The organism is Vibrio sp. 397 (genome assembly GCF_033339395.1).
GTDB lineage: Bacteria > Pseudomonadota > Gammaproteobacteria > Enterobacterales > Vibrionaceae > Vibrio > Vibrio alginolyticus.
In genome coordinates this window covers 38,591-56,482 of sequence record NZ_JAWOUN010000017.1, presented here as the reverse complement: position 1 = coordinate 56,482, position 17,892 = coordinate 38,591, and the positions used below count along the sequence as shown (strand labels likewise).

Below are 17,892 nucleotides of genomic sequence, written 5' to 3'. Positions count from 1 at the left end.
TGTAATGCGAAATCTGGAGACGCATCGTGCATCTAAGTCCTAACGATTCAAATCAATACCGCTACATTACCTTGAGCAATGAACTGCGTGTACTGCTGATTCATTCCGATACAGCTCAACAGTCGGCAGCTGCTCTGGCAGTGAACGTTGGACACTTCGACGACCCAAACGATCGCCAAGGTCTGGCACACTATTTAGAACACATGCTTTTTTTGGGTACGGAAAAATACCCTAAAGTGGGCGAGTTTCAAAGCTATATTAGCCAACACGGTGGAACAAACAACGCTTGGACTGGTACAGAGCACACTTGTTTCTTTTTCAACATTGCTCCAAATGCCTTTGAAAGTGCCTTAGATCGATTTAGCCAATTCTTTACCGCACCTTTGTTTAACGAAGAAGCATTAGACAAAGAACGCCAGGCTGTCGACTCCGAATACAAGCTCAAACTCAATGATGATTCTCGTCGCCTGTATCAAGTTAACAAAGAAGTCATCAATCCAGAGCACCCGTTTTCAAAATTCTCTGTCGGAAACTTAGATACTCTTGGCGACCGAGATGGTAAATCCATCCGCGACGAAATTGTGGAGTTTCACCACTCTCAGTATTCCGCCGATTTGATGACACTGACTCTATTTGGGCCACAGTCGCTCGATGAACAGCAAGCTTGGGTAGAAACCATGTTTGCCGACATCCCAAATCACCACCTTCGTGGAAAATCGATTGATGTACCGATAGGCACTGAGGAAAGCACGGGCATTTTGGTTCAAGTCGAGCCGCTCAAAGAGTTCCGTAAACTGATTCTCACATTCCCCATGCCGGGAATGGATGCGCATTATAGCGTGAAGCCACTCTCCTACTTTGCTCACCTGTTGGGTTATGAAGGAGAAGGCAGTTTGATGCTTCAACTCAAAGAAAAAGGCTGGATTACTTCTCTCTCAGCGGGCGGCGGCGCGAGTGGCAGTAACTACCGAGACTTTACCGTAAGCTGCACCCTGACGCCAAACGGCTTAGATCATGTTGATGATATCGTTCAAGCAGTTTTTCAATACCTCTCGATGATCAAACAAGACGGGTTAGATGAATGGCGCTATCTCGAAAAACAAGCGGTATTAGAATCGGCTTTTCGCTTCCAAGAGCCATCGCGCCCAATGGATCTCGTCAGCCATCTGGTGATCAACATGCAGCACTATCAACCGGAAGACACGGTTTATGGTGACTACAAAATGGCGGGCTACGATGAGGAGTTACAGCGTTCATTGCTGCGATACTTAACCATCGATAATGTACGCGTCACTTTGATTGCTAAAGGCCTGGAATACAACCGTACTGCCGAATGGTACTTTACCCCGTACTCCGTCACACCTTTTAGTGAAGACCAACGTCGTTTCTATCAACAAATCGACCCAAGCTGGCAATTCGTCTTACCGGAAAAGAACCCTTATATTTGCTACGACCTCGACCCCATGCCACTCGAAAATGGTGATTCACTGCCAGAGTTGATTGAGGATCTCGAAGGGTTTCGGCTGTGGCATTTGCAAGATGACGAATTTCGCGTGCCAAAAGGTGTCGTTTATGTCGCTATCGACAGCTCTCATGCCGTTGCATCACCAAAGAACATCGTCAAAACGCGCTTATGTGTAGAGATGTTCCTCGATTCGCTAGCAAAAGAAACCTATCAAGCAGAAATCGCAGGGATGGGTTACAACATGTACGCTCACCAAGGTGGCGTGACCTTAACCCTCTCAGGGTTCAGTCAAAAGCTGCCTCAGTTGCTAGAAATGATTCTACACCGTTTTGCTTCTCGAGATTTCAGCCCTGCTCGCTTTGAAACCATCAAACAACAACTGTTACGAAACTGGAGAAATGCTTCACAAGATCGCCCTATTTCGCAGCTGTTTAACGCACTTACTGGGTTACTTCAACCCAATAACCCGCCTTTCGCAACCTTAGTCGAAGCGCTAGAAGAAATCGAAGTCGATGAACTCTCGGTATTCGTAGAATCCATTCTTGCAGAACTGCACGTTGAAATGTTTGTTTACGGAGACTGGCAACGCCAGCAAGCCCATGACATGGCTACGACCTTGAAGGATGCTCTAAGAGTTAACGAGCAACGTTATGAAGAGGCACTTCGTCCGCTCATTATGCTAGGTAAAAATGGCAGTTTTCAACGTGAGGTGCATTGTAACCAGCAAGATTCCGCGGTCGTTATTTACCACCAGTGCGAGGATATTGAGCCTCGTAGTATCGCGCTATACTCATTGGCCAATCACCTTATGTCGGCAACGTTTTTCCACGAAATCCGTACCAAGCAGCAATTAGGTTACATGGTAGGCACTGGCAATATGCCGCTAAATCGTCACCCTGGTATTGTACTGTATGTGCAGTCACCTAATGCAGCACCTGCCGAGCTGGTTACCTCAATCGATGAGTTTTTAAATGCCTTTTATATGGTGCTGTTAGAGTTAAACGATTACCAATGGCACAGCAGTAAGCGCGGCTTGTGGAACCAAATAGCAACGCCGGACACCACACTTCGAGGACGGGCTCAACGTCTTTGGGTTGCGATAGGAAACAAAGACACTGAGTTTAACCAACGTGACAAGGTACTTGCGGAGTTGAAGAAGCTGACGCGCGCAGACATGATTCGCTTCGTTGTGAACGAATTGAAACCTCGTACTGCAAATCGTTTGATCATGCACTCTCAAGGTCAAGCGCATTCGGAGGCTCCGCGCATCCATCTAGGACAAGAAATAGGATCGATTGAAGAGTTCCAACTTCGGCCAAAAGATTGCGGCTTGGGGTGATCTAGTTGCGCAGAAATAAAATTGTCGATTACTAGAATGAACCTACAAACCCATGAGGTTGTCGGTCTCACAGATTGAATCGGCACCATAATTGGCAGAAAATTGAAATTGCGCCATTGCGGCTTATGCTCTAATTACCGCACTAAAAATAACTTAATGAGGTAATCATGAAAAAAGCACTTTTACTTGTGGCTCTTATACTGCCATTGGCATCTGCTCACGCTGAAATCTCAGTCAAAGGCGATGGTTTCGAACTAAGTGACGACTGTGTGCGCCTTAGCGGAGACAATGTATCCATCAAATCAGATGATTGCTCTTCAAAACAGTGGAATGATAAAGACAAAAAAGGTAATAGCAGCGTTCACGGGGACGACAACCCTGGTAAAGGCCACAATAAAGATAAGAAAGACAAGAAGAAGTAACCATTTCTTCTTTATGAAAAAGGCTTGCCACTGGCAAGCCTTTTTCTCTACCGAAGCAACCTTTAATAGAACGTTGTCCCTTCACCAGCTCGAGTAAGCAAACCATCACATGGCGCGTAACGATCGCCATATTTCGATGCAAGCTCATTCATTTTCTCTACGAGCTCCTTAATACCAAATTGGTCCATGTAACGGAACGGGCCACCCAAGAACGGTGGGAAACCAATACCAAATATCGCGCCAATATCACCGTCACGTGGCGAGCGAATGATGCCATCATCCAAACAACGTACCGCTTCATTCAGCATTGGCAGCACACAGCGCAACGCAATATCGTTATCGCTTAGCTTAGATTCAGGGTCGAGCTTAAGCAGTTTGTAAACCGATTTGTCGACATCTTCCTTCTTGCCCTTATAAGTGTAAAACCCCTTACCACTCTTGCGTCCTTTACGTCCATCATTTAACAAGATATCAAACACATCCGGCCCTTTGAATCGGTCACCTAACTCATTAACCAGGATCGGCATAATTTTCGCGCCAATGTCGACACCAACTTCATCCAACAAGGTAATCGGGCCAACAGGGAAACCAAAATCAAGCAACGCCGTATCAATCTTTTCGATCGGTTCGTTAGCCAACAAAATATGCGCCGCTTCGTTCATGTATGGAGCAAGAATGCGGTTCACGTAAAAGCCCGCTTTGTCTTTCACTACGATCGGGGTTTTACCTTGCTTCTTAGCAAGTGCAACAACTGTTGAAACGGTTTCATCTGACGTCGTTTCATGCGGAATCACTTCCACCAACGGCATTTTTTCTACCGGGCTGAAGTAATGCAAACCCACTACGTTTTCTGGACGCTCCGCTTTTTCTGCAATTTTGTGGATAGGCAACGAAGAAGTATTGGTCGCAAAGATAGTTTCTGTCTTAGCGTTCGCTTCAATGTCCGCCACCATTTTTTGCTTAAGATCTAAGTCTTCAAAAACGGCTTCAATTACGACATCAATATGATTAAAACTGGTAAAATCGACACCACCAGACAGTTGCAGCATTTTCGCTTGCAGATCGGCCTTGGATAGAATGCGACGTTTACGCTGTTTCTCAAATAACTTGTAGTTGTAGTTGAGCGCATTTAAAACGCCATCGTTGCTAACGTCTTTGATGCGAACAGGTACTTTTGCTTTTGCAACAGACACATGGCTGATTCCGGCGCCCATCAGACCACCACCAAGCACACCAACTTTATGAACTGGTGCTGGTTTCGCATCCGTGCCATTCTCTTTCTTCATTTCTGTTGTGGCAAAGAAGATAGAACGGAGCGCTTTTGACTCTGAGCTCATCACAAGCTCACCAAAGCGCTTCGCTTCAAGTTCTTGACCTTTAGCGAAGCCTTTCTCTAAGCCATGTTGAATAACTTCTAGAATTGCAACCGTTGCTGGATAGTTACCACGGGTTTTTTGATTCGTTTTCTTCGCTGCTTGTTCAAATACAAACTTACGCCCTAGCCCGCTACCAGACATCACCTTTTCTTTCGTCGATAGCTTTTTCGTACCCTTGTTTTTACCTTTGTCGATAAACTGTTTTGCTACGTCGAGCAAAATGGTGTCAGGCACACAGGCGTCCACAACGCCCAGTTTTTTAGCTTTCTTCGCACGAAGTTGTTTACCCGTCAGAATCAAGTCCAACGATGGTAACAGGCCAATCAAACGTGGCAGACGCTGAGTACCACCAGAACCTGGCAATAAACCAAGTTGTACTTCTGGCAGACCTAAACGCGTTTTGTCAGAATCCGTACAAACACGATAATCACATGCAAGAGCCAGTTCTAAACCACCGCCCAAACATGGGCCATGAATGGCCGCAACGACAGGATAAGGTAAGTCCGATAGCTGCTGGAATAAATCCTGACCTTGCCTTGCTAAGGCTTCCGCTTCACTTGCTGTGGTGCATGCTTCTAGCATTCGAACATCAGCACCCGCAACAAAATTGTCCGGTTTTAGGGAGTGGATGATCATCCCTTTAATACCACTGGAGTCTTTTAGCTGAGCAAAAATTTCTTTCATTTCGTCAGCAAAAGCCGCCTGCAGCGTATTCATTTTTTCATTAGGAACATCGATGGCTAACCAAGCAATATTTTGCTCATCAACCTTTAGACTAAATGCTTTTTGCTCGCTCATTACTCAACCTCCAGAATCATTGCCGCACCAAGACCACCAGCAGCACATGCGGTATTCAATGCAATACCACCGCCACGGCGTTTTAGCTCTCGTAGGGTTTGCGTCATCATACGCGCACCAGTCGCAGCAAATGGGTGACCATAAGCAATTGATCCGCCAAGCACGTTGAACTTATCCATGTCAATTTCACCAATCGCTTTTGAGCGACCAAGGTTTTCTTGAGCAAACTTATCGGAAGCAAACATCTTCACATTAGCCAATGCTTGAGCAGCAAAGGCCTCGTGCATGTCGATCAACGTCAGGTCTGACAGTTCCAAGCCTGTATTTTCAAGCACTTTCGCTGTGGCATAAGTCGGCCCCATCAGCATGTCCTTTTCCACGCCGATAGCAGAGAATGCATAACCTCGGATGTAACCAAGAATCTCCATTCCGAGCTCTTTCGCTTTACCTTCTCGCATCAACATCACTGCCGCACCACCATCAGTCAATGGCGTACTGTTCGCAGCCGTAACACTGCCATACTGACGATCAAATGCAGGTCGCAATTTCGCGTATCCCTCAACCGTTGAGTCATGACGGATATTGTTGTCTTCCGAAATCCACTTTTTGTATGGTTCAGGGAAAGCCGTCATCACTTCATCTTGGATTTTTCCTTCTTTCCAAGCTTGAGAAGCCAGCGTATGAGAACGATGTGCAAGCGCATCCTGTTCTGCGCGAGAAATACCATGTGTTTTAGCCATTTGCTCTGCAGTTTGTCCCATGGATAAACCCGTAGAGTACTCTGCTACTGCTGGTGGCACTGGCATCAGGTCTTTAAAGCTCAAGTTTTTGAGGATACTAAGCTTCTGACCCATTGTTTTTGTCTTACTAAGAGCAAGCAGATTAGCAGCCAATTTCTTTGATACGCCAATAGGCAGGACGGAAGAAGAGTCTGCACCGCCAGCAATACCAATATCGATGGTTCCCGCCATGATGCTTTCTGCGACATTAACCGCCGCTTGAAAACTCGTCGCACACGCTCGAGTCACACTGTAAGCATCAGTATGGATGTTCATACCGGTGCCTAACACGATTTCTCGTGCGATGTTTGGCGCTTCAGGCATTTGTACTACTTGTCCAAATACCACTTGTTCGATTAGCTTCGGATCAATATCTGTTCGAGCAAGCATTTCGCTTACTACCATTTTCCCTAAATCGACCGCTGGCACTTGGCTAAATTCCGTGCTTTGACGAGCAAAGGGAGTTCGAAGCCCCGCGACAATAGCGACACGCTCACCATTGCGTGTTTTTACTTCCTGCTTGCCCATTGTTTCTCCTTAAATACAAGAGGTCTGACCTGATGCATTGTAATGAATTTGTTAAATTTATCAAACGTGCGTTTAAATAAACGTGAAGCAAGTAGTTCAATTACTCTACTTCTTTGATTCTTATGCGATTACTAATGGTTAACTATAGAGAGTTAAAACGGTAAGAGGTATACGGAAAGTAAAATCGAAGCAAAAAAAAACCACACATAACTGTGTGGTCGGAATATCTATAAAACAATTAACTTACGCCAATTGAAAAGTAATCAGTTTCCTGATTAGGAGAAAGTAAAGTCAGCCTTCAAAAGGAAGTGTCATCTTGCTCAACATGTTAGTCGCAATGACTAACGAGATGACAAGGTGTACTATAACCCCTTCACTGCTTGATATTTTGAAATAGATCAATTTTATAGTGATTTTACGAGTTTTAAGCTCACCTAAAGCGATTATTGATTCAAAACAATTCAAGAATCCACCATCAGAAGTCCCTTTTAATGCTCCATCGAGTGAACTTATCCAAGCCATTGATTACTAATGATGATATTGTTAACAATATATATCAATTCGTGTTCGATGATATCTGACATTTGCGTATACACTTTTAGGTAACCACATGGCTTATTGTGTCAAAGGGGTTGCATGACAAATCCTGCAACCAAAACCGCTAAGCGATGAAGCAAATAAAGTCATGCTCAGAACAAATAAGAAACTCACAGAGCGAGGATGGAGGCTCCTGTGGCCATATTAAAAATGTTTGGAAAGAAAAATTCCAACAGTCCGGTCAACTCTGATATGGACAAGCAAAGAAAATACGAAGCGCTCGTCCGAGGGTATCATCGTGACTTGTACCGCTACGCATATTGGTTGTGCAAAGATAAAGCGGTCGCGGAAGATCTAGTTCAGGAAACCTGTCTTAGAGCTTGGAAGTCACTCGATAGCCTCCAGGACGAAAAAGCTGCCAAGTCTTGGCTCATCACAATATTGAGACGAGAAAATGCGCGCCGCTTCGAACGTAAACAATTTGATTTAGTTGATATCGATGATTACGGCAATGATGCTAAAGTCAGCGATGACTCACATCATCAGCAAGAATGGCTGCAGGCACAGATCATGAAGCTCGATGTTGAATACCGTGAGCCTTTATTTCTCCAAGTTGTCGGTGGTTTCAGTGGAGAAGAAATTGGCGACATTCTTGATTTAAATAAAAACACAGTGATGACTCGACTATTTCGCGCTCGTAATCAACTTAAAGAGATGTTGGATTCTCAAGATACCAAGAGAGGACAAAAGAATGGATGATTTAGAATTTCGTCGTCGTATTTTGTCGGATCCAAAACAAAAGGATGAAGAGATTCTGCAAGCTTTAGCTGGTAGCGACGCCAACAATAAGTTTGTTGATGACGTTTTGGATCTCGATGTAAAAATTAAACAAGCCATGAATGTGGATGTACCCGAAGATCTCGCAGATAAGATTTTATTTAGCCAGACGTCGAGTGCACTTGATGAAGAGAAGGTCGTAAGACCAAACTTTGTCCGCAAAGCAATGGCACTTGCCGCTTCTATTGCGTTCACCGCAGGATTATTCGTTGGTCAAGTAAACTGGGGAAATGTTTTGGTGTCTCCAGCACAAGCCAGTTTAGCGGATACCGCGATGAAACACGTTATTCATGAAGAACCGTTTGTTCGTCATCTTGATGAGGATGTACCGAGCTCGCAAATTAATGCGAAAATGTCGCCATTTCATTACCAGTTTAGTGAAAACTTTCCATATCACGTTTACTACCTAAACCACTGCGGGTTTGGCGAATCCAATGCGGTGCATATGGTGTTCCAAGGTCCAAAAGGTAAAGTAACGTTATTTATTACTGGTATTCCAAGCGAACAAAGTACCGACTTTAGTAAGGATGGCATGACCGGAATCGTTCAGCCCGTCGGGAGTTCAAGCCTGATTTTAGTCGGGGAAGAAGGTGAAAATATTGATGCGATCGCTACGACTCTTGCATCAATGATTAAGCCAATGTAACAACTTCGACGATTTCCAGCCTTCAAAAGGTTAAATGCCGCTAAATGATCTTATTTAGCGGCATTTTTGTATAAATAGAACACAAAACATTCACCACCCCTATCGCATTTAGAGCTTAAACTCTAAATTATGCATTTTAAGTGCAATTTCCCGTCTTTTAGACATCATTTCTGCAATTTTTATTCAATTTTATCCAATGGTCGGATTTGTCCAAGCAACTATTGATACTACTATCTGCGCCACTGAGCAAAAGCTCAATTTATCGTCCAAAGAGACGAATCTAATAAGGAAAAACAAATGACTCAGAACACGCGTCTGTTTAAAAAGACTCTCCTAGCAGTAACGGTAGCTTTTGCCTCAGGTCAATCGATGGCAGCGGGCTTCCAAATCAACGCTCAATCAGCAACTGGCATCGGCCGTGCATTTGCTGGTGATGCAGTAATCGCAGATAATGCAGCAGTAATGGCTCGTAACCCAGCAGCAATGGCTCTGTTTGATAAAATGGAACTGTCGCTAGGTTTCGAAAGCATTACTTCAATGATTGAAGTGAAAGATGCGAAATATAACGTTAATACTCCTTTGGGCTCCAGTACTGTAAATGTTGCTGACACTGATGATGTGGGTGATACGTCAATAGCTCCAAACATTCACCTAATCGTTCCAGTAAATGACAAGTTTGCATGGGGCGTAAACGCATACTCTAATTTCGGCACTAAAACTGAATTTTCAGATAACTACACCGCAACCGAGTACGGTGGTCTTACGGATGTAAAAAGCTTCAACTTTGGATTGGCGGGTTCTTACCGTTTAAACGAACAATGGAGCTTTGGTGCTGGTTTAGATTTAATCTACGGCCAAGGCACAATGAAGCGTACAACTAGCTCTTCAGTCCCAGGGGTTGGCGGTCAAAAAATTCTGGACGTAGATAAAGCTGATGGTTGGGCTGTTGGTTTCAACGTTGGTACTGTGTACGAACTAGATGAAAACAACCGTTTTGGTCTAGCGTATCGTTACAGCCCTGAATTTACGGCGAAAGACGACAAAGGTCAGGAAATCACGCTACCTCTACCAGATATGGCCGAGTTTTCTGGTTTCCACAAAATCCAAGACACTAAGTTTGCTGTACACTACAGCATCCAATACATCGGTTGGAAAGATTTCGACCAAATTGATTTTGAGAACCTAAATCAGGGTTTACTTAAAGGTGGTTACTCGAAAGACTATCAATGGCAAGATGGCTGGCACTACGCAATTGGTGGTACTTACTACCTAAACAACAACTGGACACTTCGTGCTGGTTACATGTACGACACAAGCGCTCAAGATAAAGTAACGTCTATCTCGGTACCAGACTCTGATCGCCAGTGGTTCTCCACAGGTTTCTCTTACCATATTGATAATAGCTCAAACATCGATTTTGGCTTCACGTACTTGTTAGGTGAAGATGTAAAAGTTAATGAGAATACTCAATTATCTCCTGTTCTTTCTACCGGTGTAACAGCAACAACTCATGCTGATGCAATTCTATTCGGCTTACAATACAGCCGTAGCTTCTAAACGCTTCGCTGTTAGTTAGTAGAAAAATACTTTATATAAAAGGCTGGATTTCCAGCCTTTTTTCATATCTGCGATTTATTGCCCACTCAATTTGAGTGAACACGTGTATCTAAATCTCACAATTAGGACGCACAGCTGTTCGCTGAGTTCCGTTTACAAGCTCTTCACAGTTAGATTATTAAACCGCACAAATAACATTTAAAAGCATAATATTCCAAATGACCACTTACGCTGGATTTTCATTTCTAAAGTAAAAACTCTACCTTTAAACTTTTGTCCCACGTTATAAACAAATCAGCGAACATTCGAATGAAAACCAACAAGACTCTTCTATCAACAGCAGTGGCATTAAGCCTACTTGGCGCAACGGGCATGGCTAACGCAGCAGGTTTCCAACTTGCTGAATATTCTGCAACAGGCCTAGGTCGAGCATATGCTGGTGAAGCTGCAATGGCTGACAACGCAAGTGCACAATGGCGTAACCCAGCAATGCTAACTTATTTGGAAGGCACTCAAGTGTCCGTTGGTGCAATCTATGTGAACCCAAATATTGATATTGAAGGTGATGTAAACTTCCACGGTAGCACTTCTTCTGCATCTTCAGATGACTTCGCACATGATGCAATCATTCCAAACTTCTACCTATCACACCAATATAATGAGAAATTCGCGATTGGTTTGGCATTTGGCACCAACTACGGCATGGAAACCGATTTAGGTAAAGGCTTTGGTGCCTCGCACTTCGGTAACGAAGCAAGCGTAACGACAATGGAAGCGAACTTAAACGCAGCTTACAAAGTCAATGAATCGATCAGCGTTGGTGGTGGTATCCGTTACATCATCGGCGAAGGCAGCTTTGGCGCAGCAGCTCCTAAGAATAACGTTGTAGGGTTAAATCCTGAAACTAATCAACCAATCAGTGTTCCTCAAGGTACCGCTCTAAAATACATGGAAGGTGACGATACCGCTTGGGGCTGGCAAGTTGGTACAGCATGGCAGATCAATGAAAATAACCGTATCGGCTTCGCGTACAAATCTGAAGTTGAACTGAAGCTTGAAGGCCATGCTGAAGGTCTTGGTTTTGGCTTCGGTACTTCTGAACGCGACAACGGCTACATGTATCTAAACCTGCCTGCAACGGCTGAGTTGGCAAGCTTCCACCAAGTAACAGACCAACTTGCGTTACACGCAAGCGTTAACTGGACGGATTGGAGCTCTTTCGAGAAATTGGAAGCACGTCTAAATACTGCTGGCACGCATATGGTTAAAGTAGAAAACTGGGAAGACAACTATCGCTTTGCTGTTGGTGCTACTTACCAGCTTGATCCTAAGCTAGCGCTACGCACTGGTATTGCATACGATACTTCAGCGGTAAGCGACAAAAACCGCACGATTACTATTCCAGAAACTGACCGCACTTGGCTAAGTATTGGCGCAACGTACGATTGGACGAAAGACTTCAGCCTAGACGCTGGCTTCACCTATATTTTTGCGAAAGACGCACCAATCGTTGAGTCTCGCGGTTACAAGTCAGACGACACTGCAGAACAAGTCGGCGGCCAATTTGTAGGCGAAACTACGGGTAATGTTTGGCTAATCGGTGTTCAAGCAAACTACCGTTTCTAACCAAGCTGCAAAATACAAAAAAGGCTTAGCATCAGCTAAGCCTTTTTTCATTTCTCGATTATGAAGAACAACGCTTAAAAGTCTTCTAGATATTCATCTAAATACTCTTCTTCTTCGATGTTAACTTCTTCTACCGTTTCAACTTCTGCTTTAAAGTTTTGACGCTGGATATAAACATCGCGAGTTAGAATATATGGATCCGGCGACGAGTCTAGCTGCGCTTCTTGCGGTACTAATAAAGCACGCTTCTCCATTCCTTCAAACGCCCACTTACCCAAACTCGCCCAGAAGTTGAGATAAGAGAGGGGTAAATACGTACTATCTACGGTATCTGTCACTTCACGTAAGGTATACGGACCATAACCTGGAACCATGAAGTAAGGACCATTTCCAACACCATAGTGGCCTACTGCATCACTGAACGCTTTCTCGTCGTACTTCGTAATACCCGCGGCACTTGCAATATCGAATAAACCGAAAATACCGAACGTCGAGTTAATCCAAAAACGGTTAAAGTGGTCCACGGCTTTCGTACCATTACCCATGATTAAGTTATTAACCATGCTTGCTGGCTCATCTAAGTTCGATAAGAAGTTAGCAATACCAGAACGAATAGGAACTGGCGTGTATTCTACATACGCAAGTGATACAGGACGAACCAAATACGGATCTAAATATTCGTAGTTGAGTTCCCACATGGTTCGGTTAAAGCCTTCCAACGGGTCATACACATCAGAAGTCGTTTGATTTGTTTCTTGTCCTGTTACTGCTTCATCAGGCGCACTTGAACAGCCAACCAGTCCAACGGCTAACAGCAACAAGAAGGTAGATTTACCCTTGTTATACATTTTATTTTCCATAACGACTATTAATGTACCTAAGTCACCCCGATTAACCATAGTACGTATGTTGAGCAGGATACATAGTAAAGATGACTCAGATATGGGAATAAATAAAGGCCAGCAATCGCTGGCCTTCGGTATTCTACTCGATCGTTTAGAGTCATACCACTAAAGGCAACTGACTCTACCTCGTTGTCATGTTTCAGAGACAGATGTTAACAATTAATACTGCTGATCAATGGTCACTTCTACTGGTGCGCCAAATTCAACGACGTCACTTTCTCCGTGCCAATCTTGATCACGCGTTGCTACGTTACCGTCAGAATCTACACGCACACGGACGATTAGCTTATCGAGTGAAGATAACTTTTGCCCTTGCATCATGGCATTGCCATCATCTAATACGACTGTGCGAGGGAAAGTACCTAGCGGATAACGAGCAGCAGCCACAGGCATTGGAGAGCCATCTGAACGATGTACTGACACAATCAGAACTGCGTTTGGATCCAACTGAGCATTTGGTGTCACATTAATTGTCACAGCTACACTCTTATCCGGTGAAACCGCTTCGCCCATTTGCTTACGAGCACTCTCAATACTGCGTGACAACATCTCGTAGCGGCTATCTTCTGGGCCAATCATTTGCTGCATGATTCCCCAATACTTGATGGCTGCCGGGAAGTCTTGACGCTCAAACGCATCGAACGCTAACAAAGAAAACACACGCAGGTCGACATAGTCTTGCTGCATCAGCTTGCCGAGTAATGAGCGAGCCGTCGCTTGATCCATTTCCTCTTGAGACAGCATCAGAGCTTGTGCATAACCCAACATCACATCAGGATCTTTGGGCTCTAGGCGGTATGATTTTTCCATCGCATCGATAGCCGTGGTGACATCACGATTTGCTAACGCAATACGACCTAGCAGTAACCAACCTGTCGAGTCTTCCGGCTGGTAATGTAAGCGAGTTCGAAGCGCAAGGGTCAAATCCGCCATTTCATCGTCACTCAGCGGCTCAGAAGAAGCCGACATCAGCTTTTTCGATAACTCAGGTAGATTTGCAGACACTTCTTGCCATTGAACAATATCGTCTGACGCGCCAAATTTATAATACAAACCATAGCTCAGCACCACCGTCAGAATTACCGATGGAACTAAAACCGCGATTGGAGAAACCTTGGTTTCTTTTTGCGCTTTATCACCAGGGATATCGTCAAGCAGTGATTGCTTTAGATCAGAAATCAGTTCGTCTTCACTTTCAACCAGACCTTCGTCAGTTTCTTCTGCAAGCTCAGATAGTCGGTCTTTATAAAATGCCTTGTTGAGCTCATCGCGTAACACATCATCATTGTTCGCTTTTTGTTTAATCAGCGGCAAAGCCACCAGCGCACAAGCAATAAGCGTGAGAGCAACGGTGGAAATCCAAAATAGTGTCATTACTTCTTATCTCCGTTGTTCTCTTCTTCAAGCAATGCTTTTAAACGAGCTTCTTTTTGCTCATCCCATTGCTCGTCACTGCTCGCTTTTGTCTTAACTTTAGATTTACGGCTACGCAGTACAATCAAACCAAAACCACCCAGTACTACAGCGAGTGGCCCGAGCCACAAAATCGCAGTCGCGACCGTAAATGGTGGGTTGTAAGTCACGAAGTTACCGTAACGGGCGATCATGTAATCAACAATCTCATCTTTGGACTTACCTTCTTTGGTCATTTCGTACACCTTATGGCGTAAGTCCTGAGCAAGTTCAGCGTTAGAATCCGAGATCGTGTTGTTCTGACATTTAGGGCAACGGAGCGTATGGCTTAACTCTTTGAACTGCTGTTCTTGTTCCAAATTATCAAACTCGTACACTTCAATGGCCGCATGAGCAGCAAGAGATAATGTCATCGCAGCAAAAACGGCAAGAATTAGCTTTCTCATTGCTTCGCCTCCTCAACCAATTTGTTGTAAAGCGGCTCCAGTGTTTCTGACCAATTACGTGGGTTTACATCCCCTACATGGCGATAGCGAATCACACCATTTGCATCAATAATGAATGTTTCTGGAGCACCATAAACGCCAAGGTCAAGGCCAAGCATACCACTGCCATCAAATAGGCTGATCAAGTACGGGTTGCCGAGATCATTCAGCCAACCTATTGCTTTATTACGATCATCTTTGTAATTCATACCGATGATCTTAACGCCCTTACCCGCCAATTCGTTTAGGTATTTATGCTCTGCATAACACGTTGGGCACCACGTTGCCCAAACGTTCAAGAGCAACGGTTCACCTTTAAAAATTGATTGGTCGTACTGTTTTCCAGGCTCAGCCAGGTCTTCTAAATGAAATTCAGGAACTGGCTTGCCAACCAAAACCGACTCCAATTTAGTTGGATCATCGCCCTCTTGGTTACGCATTAATTGGGTTGCGAAAATGCCCGCTAGAATCATGAAAGCGACAAGCGGAATAAATAAGATTTTCTTATTCATGTTATGCCTCCTGCTCTTTTGACTTCGCGTTTTTCTTCGGCGATTTACGGAAGCGGTAGCGTTTATCAGAAATCGCTAGTGCGCCGCCTAATGCCATAATCAAAGAGCCAGCCCAAATCCAACGAACGAACGGTTTATAGTAAATACGAACAGCCCAAGATCGGTTGTCGTCTAAACGTTCACCCATTGCAATGTATAAGTCGCGGCTAATACCACGGTCAATGGCTGCTTCAGTCATCATAGACTTAGCCGTACGGTAGAAGCGCTTCTCTGCGTGAAGCGTATTCACGTATTTGCCATCGTGTGTGATCTCAAAGTCTGCGATGTAGCCATCGTAGTTTGGACCATCTTTATCACGCAAGCCTGAGAAGTAGAAATCATAGCCTTGAATTTGGAAGTGTTCGCCAGGTGCTAAACGTACATCACGCTCGATGCTGTAGTTCTGTACCATCGCAATACCGATAACAGATACCGCCAGACCAACATGACCCAACATCATTGCCCAGTGGCTACGTTGCAGCTTGCGAACACCTTCACTAAAGCTATGACGGTGCGTTGCGCGCTCGTACAGTTCAAAGCCATGCATCGCAATAATCCAAATCGCCATCACCCAACCAATGTAAGCCATGGTTGAGAAGAAATCGGCAAACAGGTACACGCATAGCGCGGCCAAGGCGAAAGCAAGCACACCTGAAACGAGCATTGGTTTCACAAGTTTAGATAAACTGTCTCGCTTCCAGCGAATAAGAGGACCAATACCAAGCAGAAAAGCAAATGGCATCATTAACCACGCAAATAGCATGTCAAAGAATGGCGCACCGATAGAGACCGACCCCAAACCAAGCTGCTTGTGTACGAGCGGCAACAGTGTCCCCACTAACACCACAACAAGAGCGGCGATAAGTAATACGTTGTTGGCTAAGAGCGCATTTTCACGTGAGACTAAGTCGAAGTTACCTCGTACACGCACTGCTGCCCCTTTTACGGCAAACAGCAATAAAGAGCCGCCGATAACGAAAACGAGGAAGCCTAGAATAAACATACCGCGCGACGGGTCAGACGCGAACGCGTGCACCGATACTAAAATACCGGAACGGACTAAGAAGGTGCCCAACAAACTCAACGAAAATGCAGAGATTGCCAATAGTACCGTCCACGCTTTAAATGTGCCGCGTTTTTCTGTCACGGCAAGAGAGTGCATTAATGCGGTACCCGCTAACCAAGGCATGAATGATGCGTTTTCTACTGGGTCCCAGAACCACCAGCCACCCCAGCCAAGTTCGTAGTAAGCCCACCAAGAACCTAGTGCGATACCAAGTGTTAAGAATACCCATGCTGCGGTTGTCCAAGGACGAGACCAACGAGCCCAAGCCGTATCAAGGCGTCCGGTCATTAGGGATGCGATCGCAAAAGAGAATGCAACCGAGAAACCAACATATCCCATGTAAAGCATTGGCGGGTGAACAATCAAACCAGGGTCTTGAAGCAGAGGGTTCAAGTCACGTCCGTCAACCGGGAAGAACGGTAACGTACGTAGGAATGGGTTTGACGTTAGGATGATAAACAGTAGGAAACCCACTGAGATCATTCCCATAACAGCAAGTACACGTGCAACCGACTCTTGCGGCATACCACGACTAAACGTCGCTACAGCGACAGTCCAAGCAGCTTGGATTAACACCCATAGCAACAGTGAACCTTCGTGCGCACCCCATACTGCGGTTAAACGGTAGTACCAAGGAAGCTGACTATTCGAGTTGCTCGCTACATACTGTAACGTGAAGTCGTTGGTATAAAATCCCCAACATAAAATGGCGAAAGAGAACAACAGCATCAGGAACATAGACCAAGATAGCGGTCGCGCTGTGTTCATGAGCATGGTGTTATTATTCGATGCTCCCCACAATGGCAATACGCTCAACAGCACTGCCATTGCAAGCGAAAGAATGAGAGCAAAGTGACCGATTTCAGCAATCATTGGCCGCTTCCTTGTTTCTGTTCGGTGCTGTATTGAAGCGGTTCATGCGTTTTCTTCATCGCTTCTGCAATTTCTGGTGGCATGTATTCTTCATCGTGCTTCGCTAGGACCTCAAATGCCTCAACTGTCGTGGCATCTTTCAGTACACCTTGAGCAACAATACCCTGCCCTTCACGGAACAAGTCAGGAAGAATACCGTCATAGGTAATCGTCACTTTCGGACCGACATCGTGCAGGTCAAAACTCACTTTCAAAGAATTAGGATCTCGACGAACTGAGCCCACAACCACCATTCCACCGATACGCAGACGCTGGCCTACTTCTGGCTTGGTGCCATCTGGCTTACCATTAACCAATTCCGTTGGAGTGTAGAAAAGGTCCATATTTTGGTTAAGCGCATAAAGTATCAAACCAATGGTGGCACTAATACCGATAAAGATCGCTAGTACAATACCTAGCCTCTTTTTACGTCTCGGGTTCATAAGGTGTTCTCCATGTTCTTCGCTGCGTCGATACGAGCTTGACGGTCAATTTTTGCTTTCACTTCTTTCAATAATGCATCACCGCGGCGAAGGCTAGTGATCAGAAGAATCAGCATGGATAAGAAAGTAATACCAAACGCACTCCATACGTATGATGCGTAGCCACCCATGGCAAAAAAGTCGCTCAGAGATTCAAAATGCATAATC

15 protein-coding genes are annotated in these 17,892 nt (G+C 44.9%); 6 read left to right on the top strand and 9 right to left on the bottom strand.

The window, feature by feature from the left end; translation table 11 throughout:
• Positions 1-26: 26 nt before the first annotated feature.
• Positions 27-2,804 carry an insulinase family protein gene (locus tag R7P36_RS20840; protein ID WP_017635935.1) on the top strand — a complete coding sequence of 926 codons (2,778 nt, stop codon included), beginning with the start codon at positions 27-29 and terminating at the stop codon, positions 2,802-2,804.
• A gap of 167 nt (positions 2,805-2,971) precedes the next feature.
• Complete coding sequence (locus R7P36_RS20835) at positions 2,972-3,226, top strand: hypothetical protein (RefSeq protein ID WP_005384444.1); 255 nt, start codon at positions 2,972-2,974, stop codon at positions 3,224-3,226.
• Positions 3,227-3,288: 62 nt separating this feature from the next.
• On the opposite strand, the gene fadJ is transcribed toward R7P36_RS20835, so the two are convergent.
• Entirely contained in the window at positions 3,289-5,400 is a 2,112-nt protein-coding gene (gene fadJ / locus R7P36_RS20830) for a fatty acid oxidation complex subunit alpha FadJ (RefSeq protein WP_318122293.1), read from the bottom strand.
• Entirely contained in the window at positions 5,400-6,707 is a 1,308-nt protein-coding gene (fadI, locus tag R7P36_RS20825; protein ID WP_005384447.1) for an acetyl-CoA C-acyltransferase FadI, read from the bottom strand. The genes fadJ and fadI overlap by 1 nt, the downstream gene beginning before the upstream one ends.
• A 720-nt stretch (positions 6,708-7,427) precedes the next feature.
• Between fadI and R7P36_RS20820 the strand changes: the two genes are divergently transcribed.
• The 4 genes from R7P36_RS20820 (at position 7,428) to R7P36_RS20805 (ending at position 11,910) form a co-directional block, all read left to right on the top strand.
• Positions 7,428-8,003, top strand: a complete 576-nt coding sequence (locus R7P36_RS20820; protein WP_005380528.1) for a sigma-70 family RNA polymerase sigma factor — start codon at positions 7,428-7,430, stop codon at positions 8,001-8,003.
• Entirely contained in the window at positions 7,996-8,727 is a 732-nt protein-coding gene (locus tag R7P36_RS20815) for a DUF3379 domain-containing protein (RefSeq protein ID WP_054576272.1), read from the top strand. The genes R7P36_RS20820 and R7P36_RS20815 overlap by 8 nt, the downstream gene beginning before the upstream one ends.
• Before the next feature lie 297 nt (positions 8,728-9,024).
• Positions 9,025-10,284 (top strand): outer membrane protein transport protein, encoded by a 1,260-nt coding sequence (locus R7P36_RS20810; protein WP_053304159.1) that lies wholly within the window; start codon positions 9,025-9,027, stop codon positions 10,282-10,284.
• Between the two features lie 309 nt (positions 10,285-10,593).
• A complete protein-coding gene (locus R7P36_RS20805; protein WP_054576273.1) occupies positions 10,594-11,910 on the top strand; it encodes an outer membrane protein transport protein in 1,317 nt (438 codons plus the stop codon).
• A 74-nt stretch (positions 11,911-11,984) separates the two neighbouring features.
• Here R7P36_RS20805 and R7P36_RS20800 read toward each other — a convergent pair whose 3' ends face one another.
• From R7P36_RS20800 to ccmD, 7 genes are all read right to left on the bottom strand, one after another.
• A complete protein-coding gene (locus R7P36_RS20800; RefSeq protein WP_005380523.1) occupies positions 11,985-12,758 on the bottom strand; it encodes a VacJ family lipoprotein in 774 nt (257 codons plus the stop codon).
• Between the two features lie 216 nt (positions 12,759-12,974).
• Entirely contained in the window at positions 12,975-14,189 is a 1,215-nt protein-coding gene (ccmI, locus tag R7P36_RS20795; protein WP_005380521.1) for a c-type cytochrome biogenesis protein CcmI, read from the bottom strand.
• On the bottom strand, positions 14,189-14,674 hold the full coding sequence (locus R7P36_RS20790) for a cytochrome c-type biogenesis protein (protein WP_085569742.1): 486 nt from the start codon (positions 14,672-14,674) through the stop codon (positions 14,189-14,191). The genes ccmI and R7P36_RS20790 overlap by 1 nt, the downstream gene beginning before the upstream one ends.
• A complete protein-coding gene (locus tag R7P36_RS20785; RefSeq protein WP_005380518.1) occupies positions 14,671-15,225 on the bottom strand; it encodes a DsbE family thiol:disulfide interchange protein in 555 nt (184 codons plus the stop codon). The genes R7P36_RS20790 and R7P36_RS20785 overlap by 4 nt, the downstream gene beginning before the upstream one ends.
• A 1-nt stretch (position 15,226) precedes the next feature.
• Positions 15,227-17,203, bottom strand: coding sequence for a heme lyase CcmF/NrfE family subunit (locus tag R7P36_RS20780; protein WP_021034009.1), 1,977 nt, complete (start codon positions 17,201-17,203; stop codon positions 15,227-15,229).
• Positions 17,200-17,685, bottom strand: a complete 486-nt coding sequence (ccmE, locus tag R7P36_RS20775) for a cytochrome c maturation protein CcmE (protein ID WP_005380516.1) — start codon at positions 17,683-17,685, stop codon at positions 17,200-17,202. The genes R7P36_RS20780 and ccmE overlap by 4 nt, the downstream gene beginning before the upstream one ends.
• On the bottom strand, positions 17,682-17,888 hold the full coding sequence (ccmD, locus tag R7P36_RS20770; protein ID WP_005380515.1) for a heme exporter protein CcmD: 207 nt from the start codon (positions 17,886-17,888) through the stop codon (positions 17,682-17,684). The genes ccmE and ccmD overlap by 4 nt, the downstream gene beginning before the upstream one ends.
• Positions 17,889-17,892 lie beyond the last annotated feature (4 nt).

Bases quoted from the DNA above. Each gene is read 5' to 3' on its own strand.
- R7P36_RS20810 (WP_053304159.1), top strand. From the start codon at position 9,025: ATGACTCAGAACACGCGTCTGTTTAAAAAGACTCTCCTAGCAGTAACG.
- ccmE (WP_005380516.1), bottom strand. From the start codon at position 17,685: ATGAACCCGAGACGTAAAAAGAGGCTAGGTATTGTACTAGCGATCTTT.
- R7P36_RS20790 (WP_085569742.1), bottom strand. From the start codon at position 14,674: ATGAGAAAGCTAATTCTTGCCGTTTTTGCTGCGATGACATTATCTCTT.
- fadI (WP_005384447.1), bottom strand. From the start codon at position 6,707: ATGGGCAAGCAGGAAGTAAAAACACGCAATGGTGAGCGTGTCGCTATT.
- R7P36_RS20785 (WP_005380518.1), bottom strand. From the start codon at position 15,225: ATGAATAAGAAAATCTTATTTATTCCGCTTGTCGCTTTCATGATTCTA.
- fadJ (WP_318122293.1), bottom strand. From the start codon at position 5,400: ATGAGCGAGCAAAAAGCATTTAGTCTAAAGGTTGATGAGCAAAATATT.
- ccmI (WP_005380521.1), bottom strand. From the start codon at position 14,189: ATGACACTATTTTGGATTTCCACCGTTGCTCTCACGCTTATTGCTTGT.
- R7P36_RS20805 (WP_054576273.1), top strand. From the start codon at position 10,594: ATGAAAACCAACAAGACTCTTCTATCAACAGCAGTGGCATTAAGCCTA.
- R7P36_RS20835 (WP_005384444.1), top strand. From the start codon at position 2,972: ATGAAAAAAGCACTTTTACTTGTGGCTCTTATACTGCCATTGGCATCT.
- R7P36_RS20780 (WP_021034009.1), bottom strand. From the start codon at position 17,203: ATGATTGCTGAAATCGGTCACTTTGCTCTCATTCTTTCGCTTGCAATG.
- R7P36_RS20820 (WP_005380528.1), top strand. From the start codon at position 7,428: ATGGAGGCTCCTGTGGCCATATTAAAAATGTTTGGAAAGAAAAATTCC.
- R7P36_RS20815 (WP_054576272.1), top strand. From the start codon at position 7,996: ATGGATGATTTAGAATTTCGTCGTCGTATTTTGTCGGATCCAAAACAA.
- ccmD (WP_005380515.1), bottom strand. From the start codon at position 17,888: ATGCATTTTGAATCTCTGAGCGACTTTTTTGCCATGGGTGGCTACGCA.
- R7P36_RS20800 (WP_005380523.1), bottom strand. From the start codon at position 12,758: ATGTATAACAAGGGTAAATCTACCTTCTTGTTGCTGTTAGCCGTTGGA.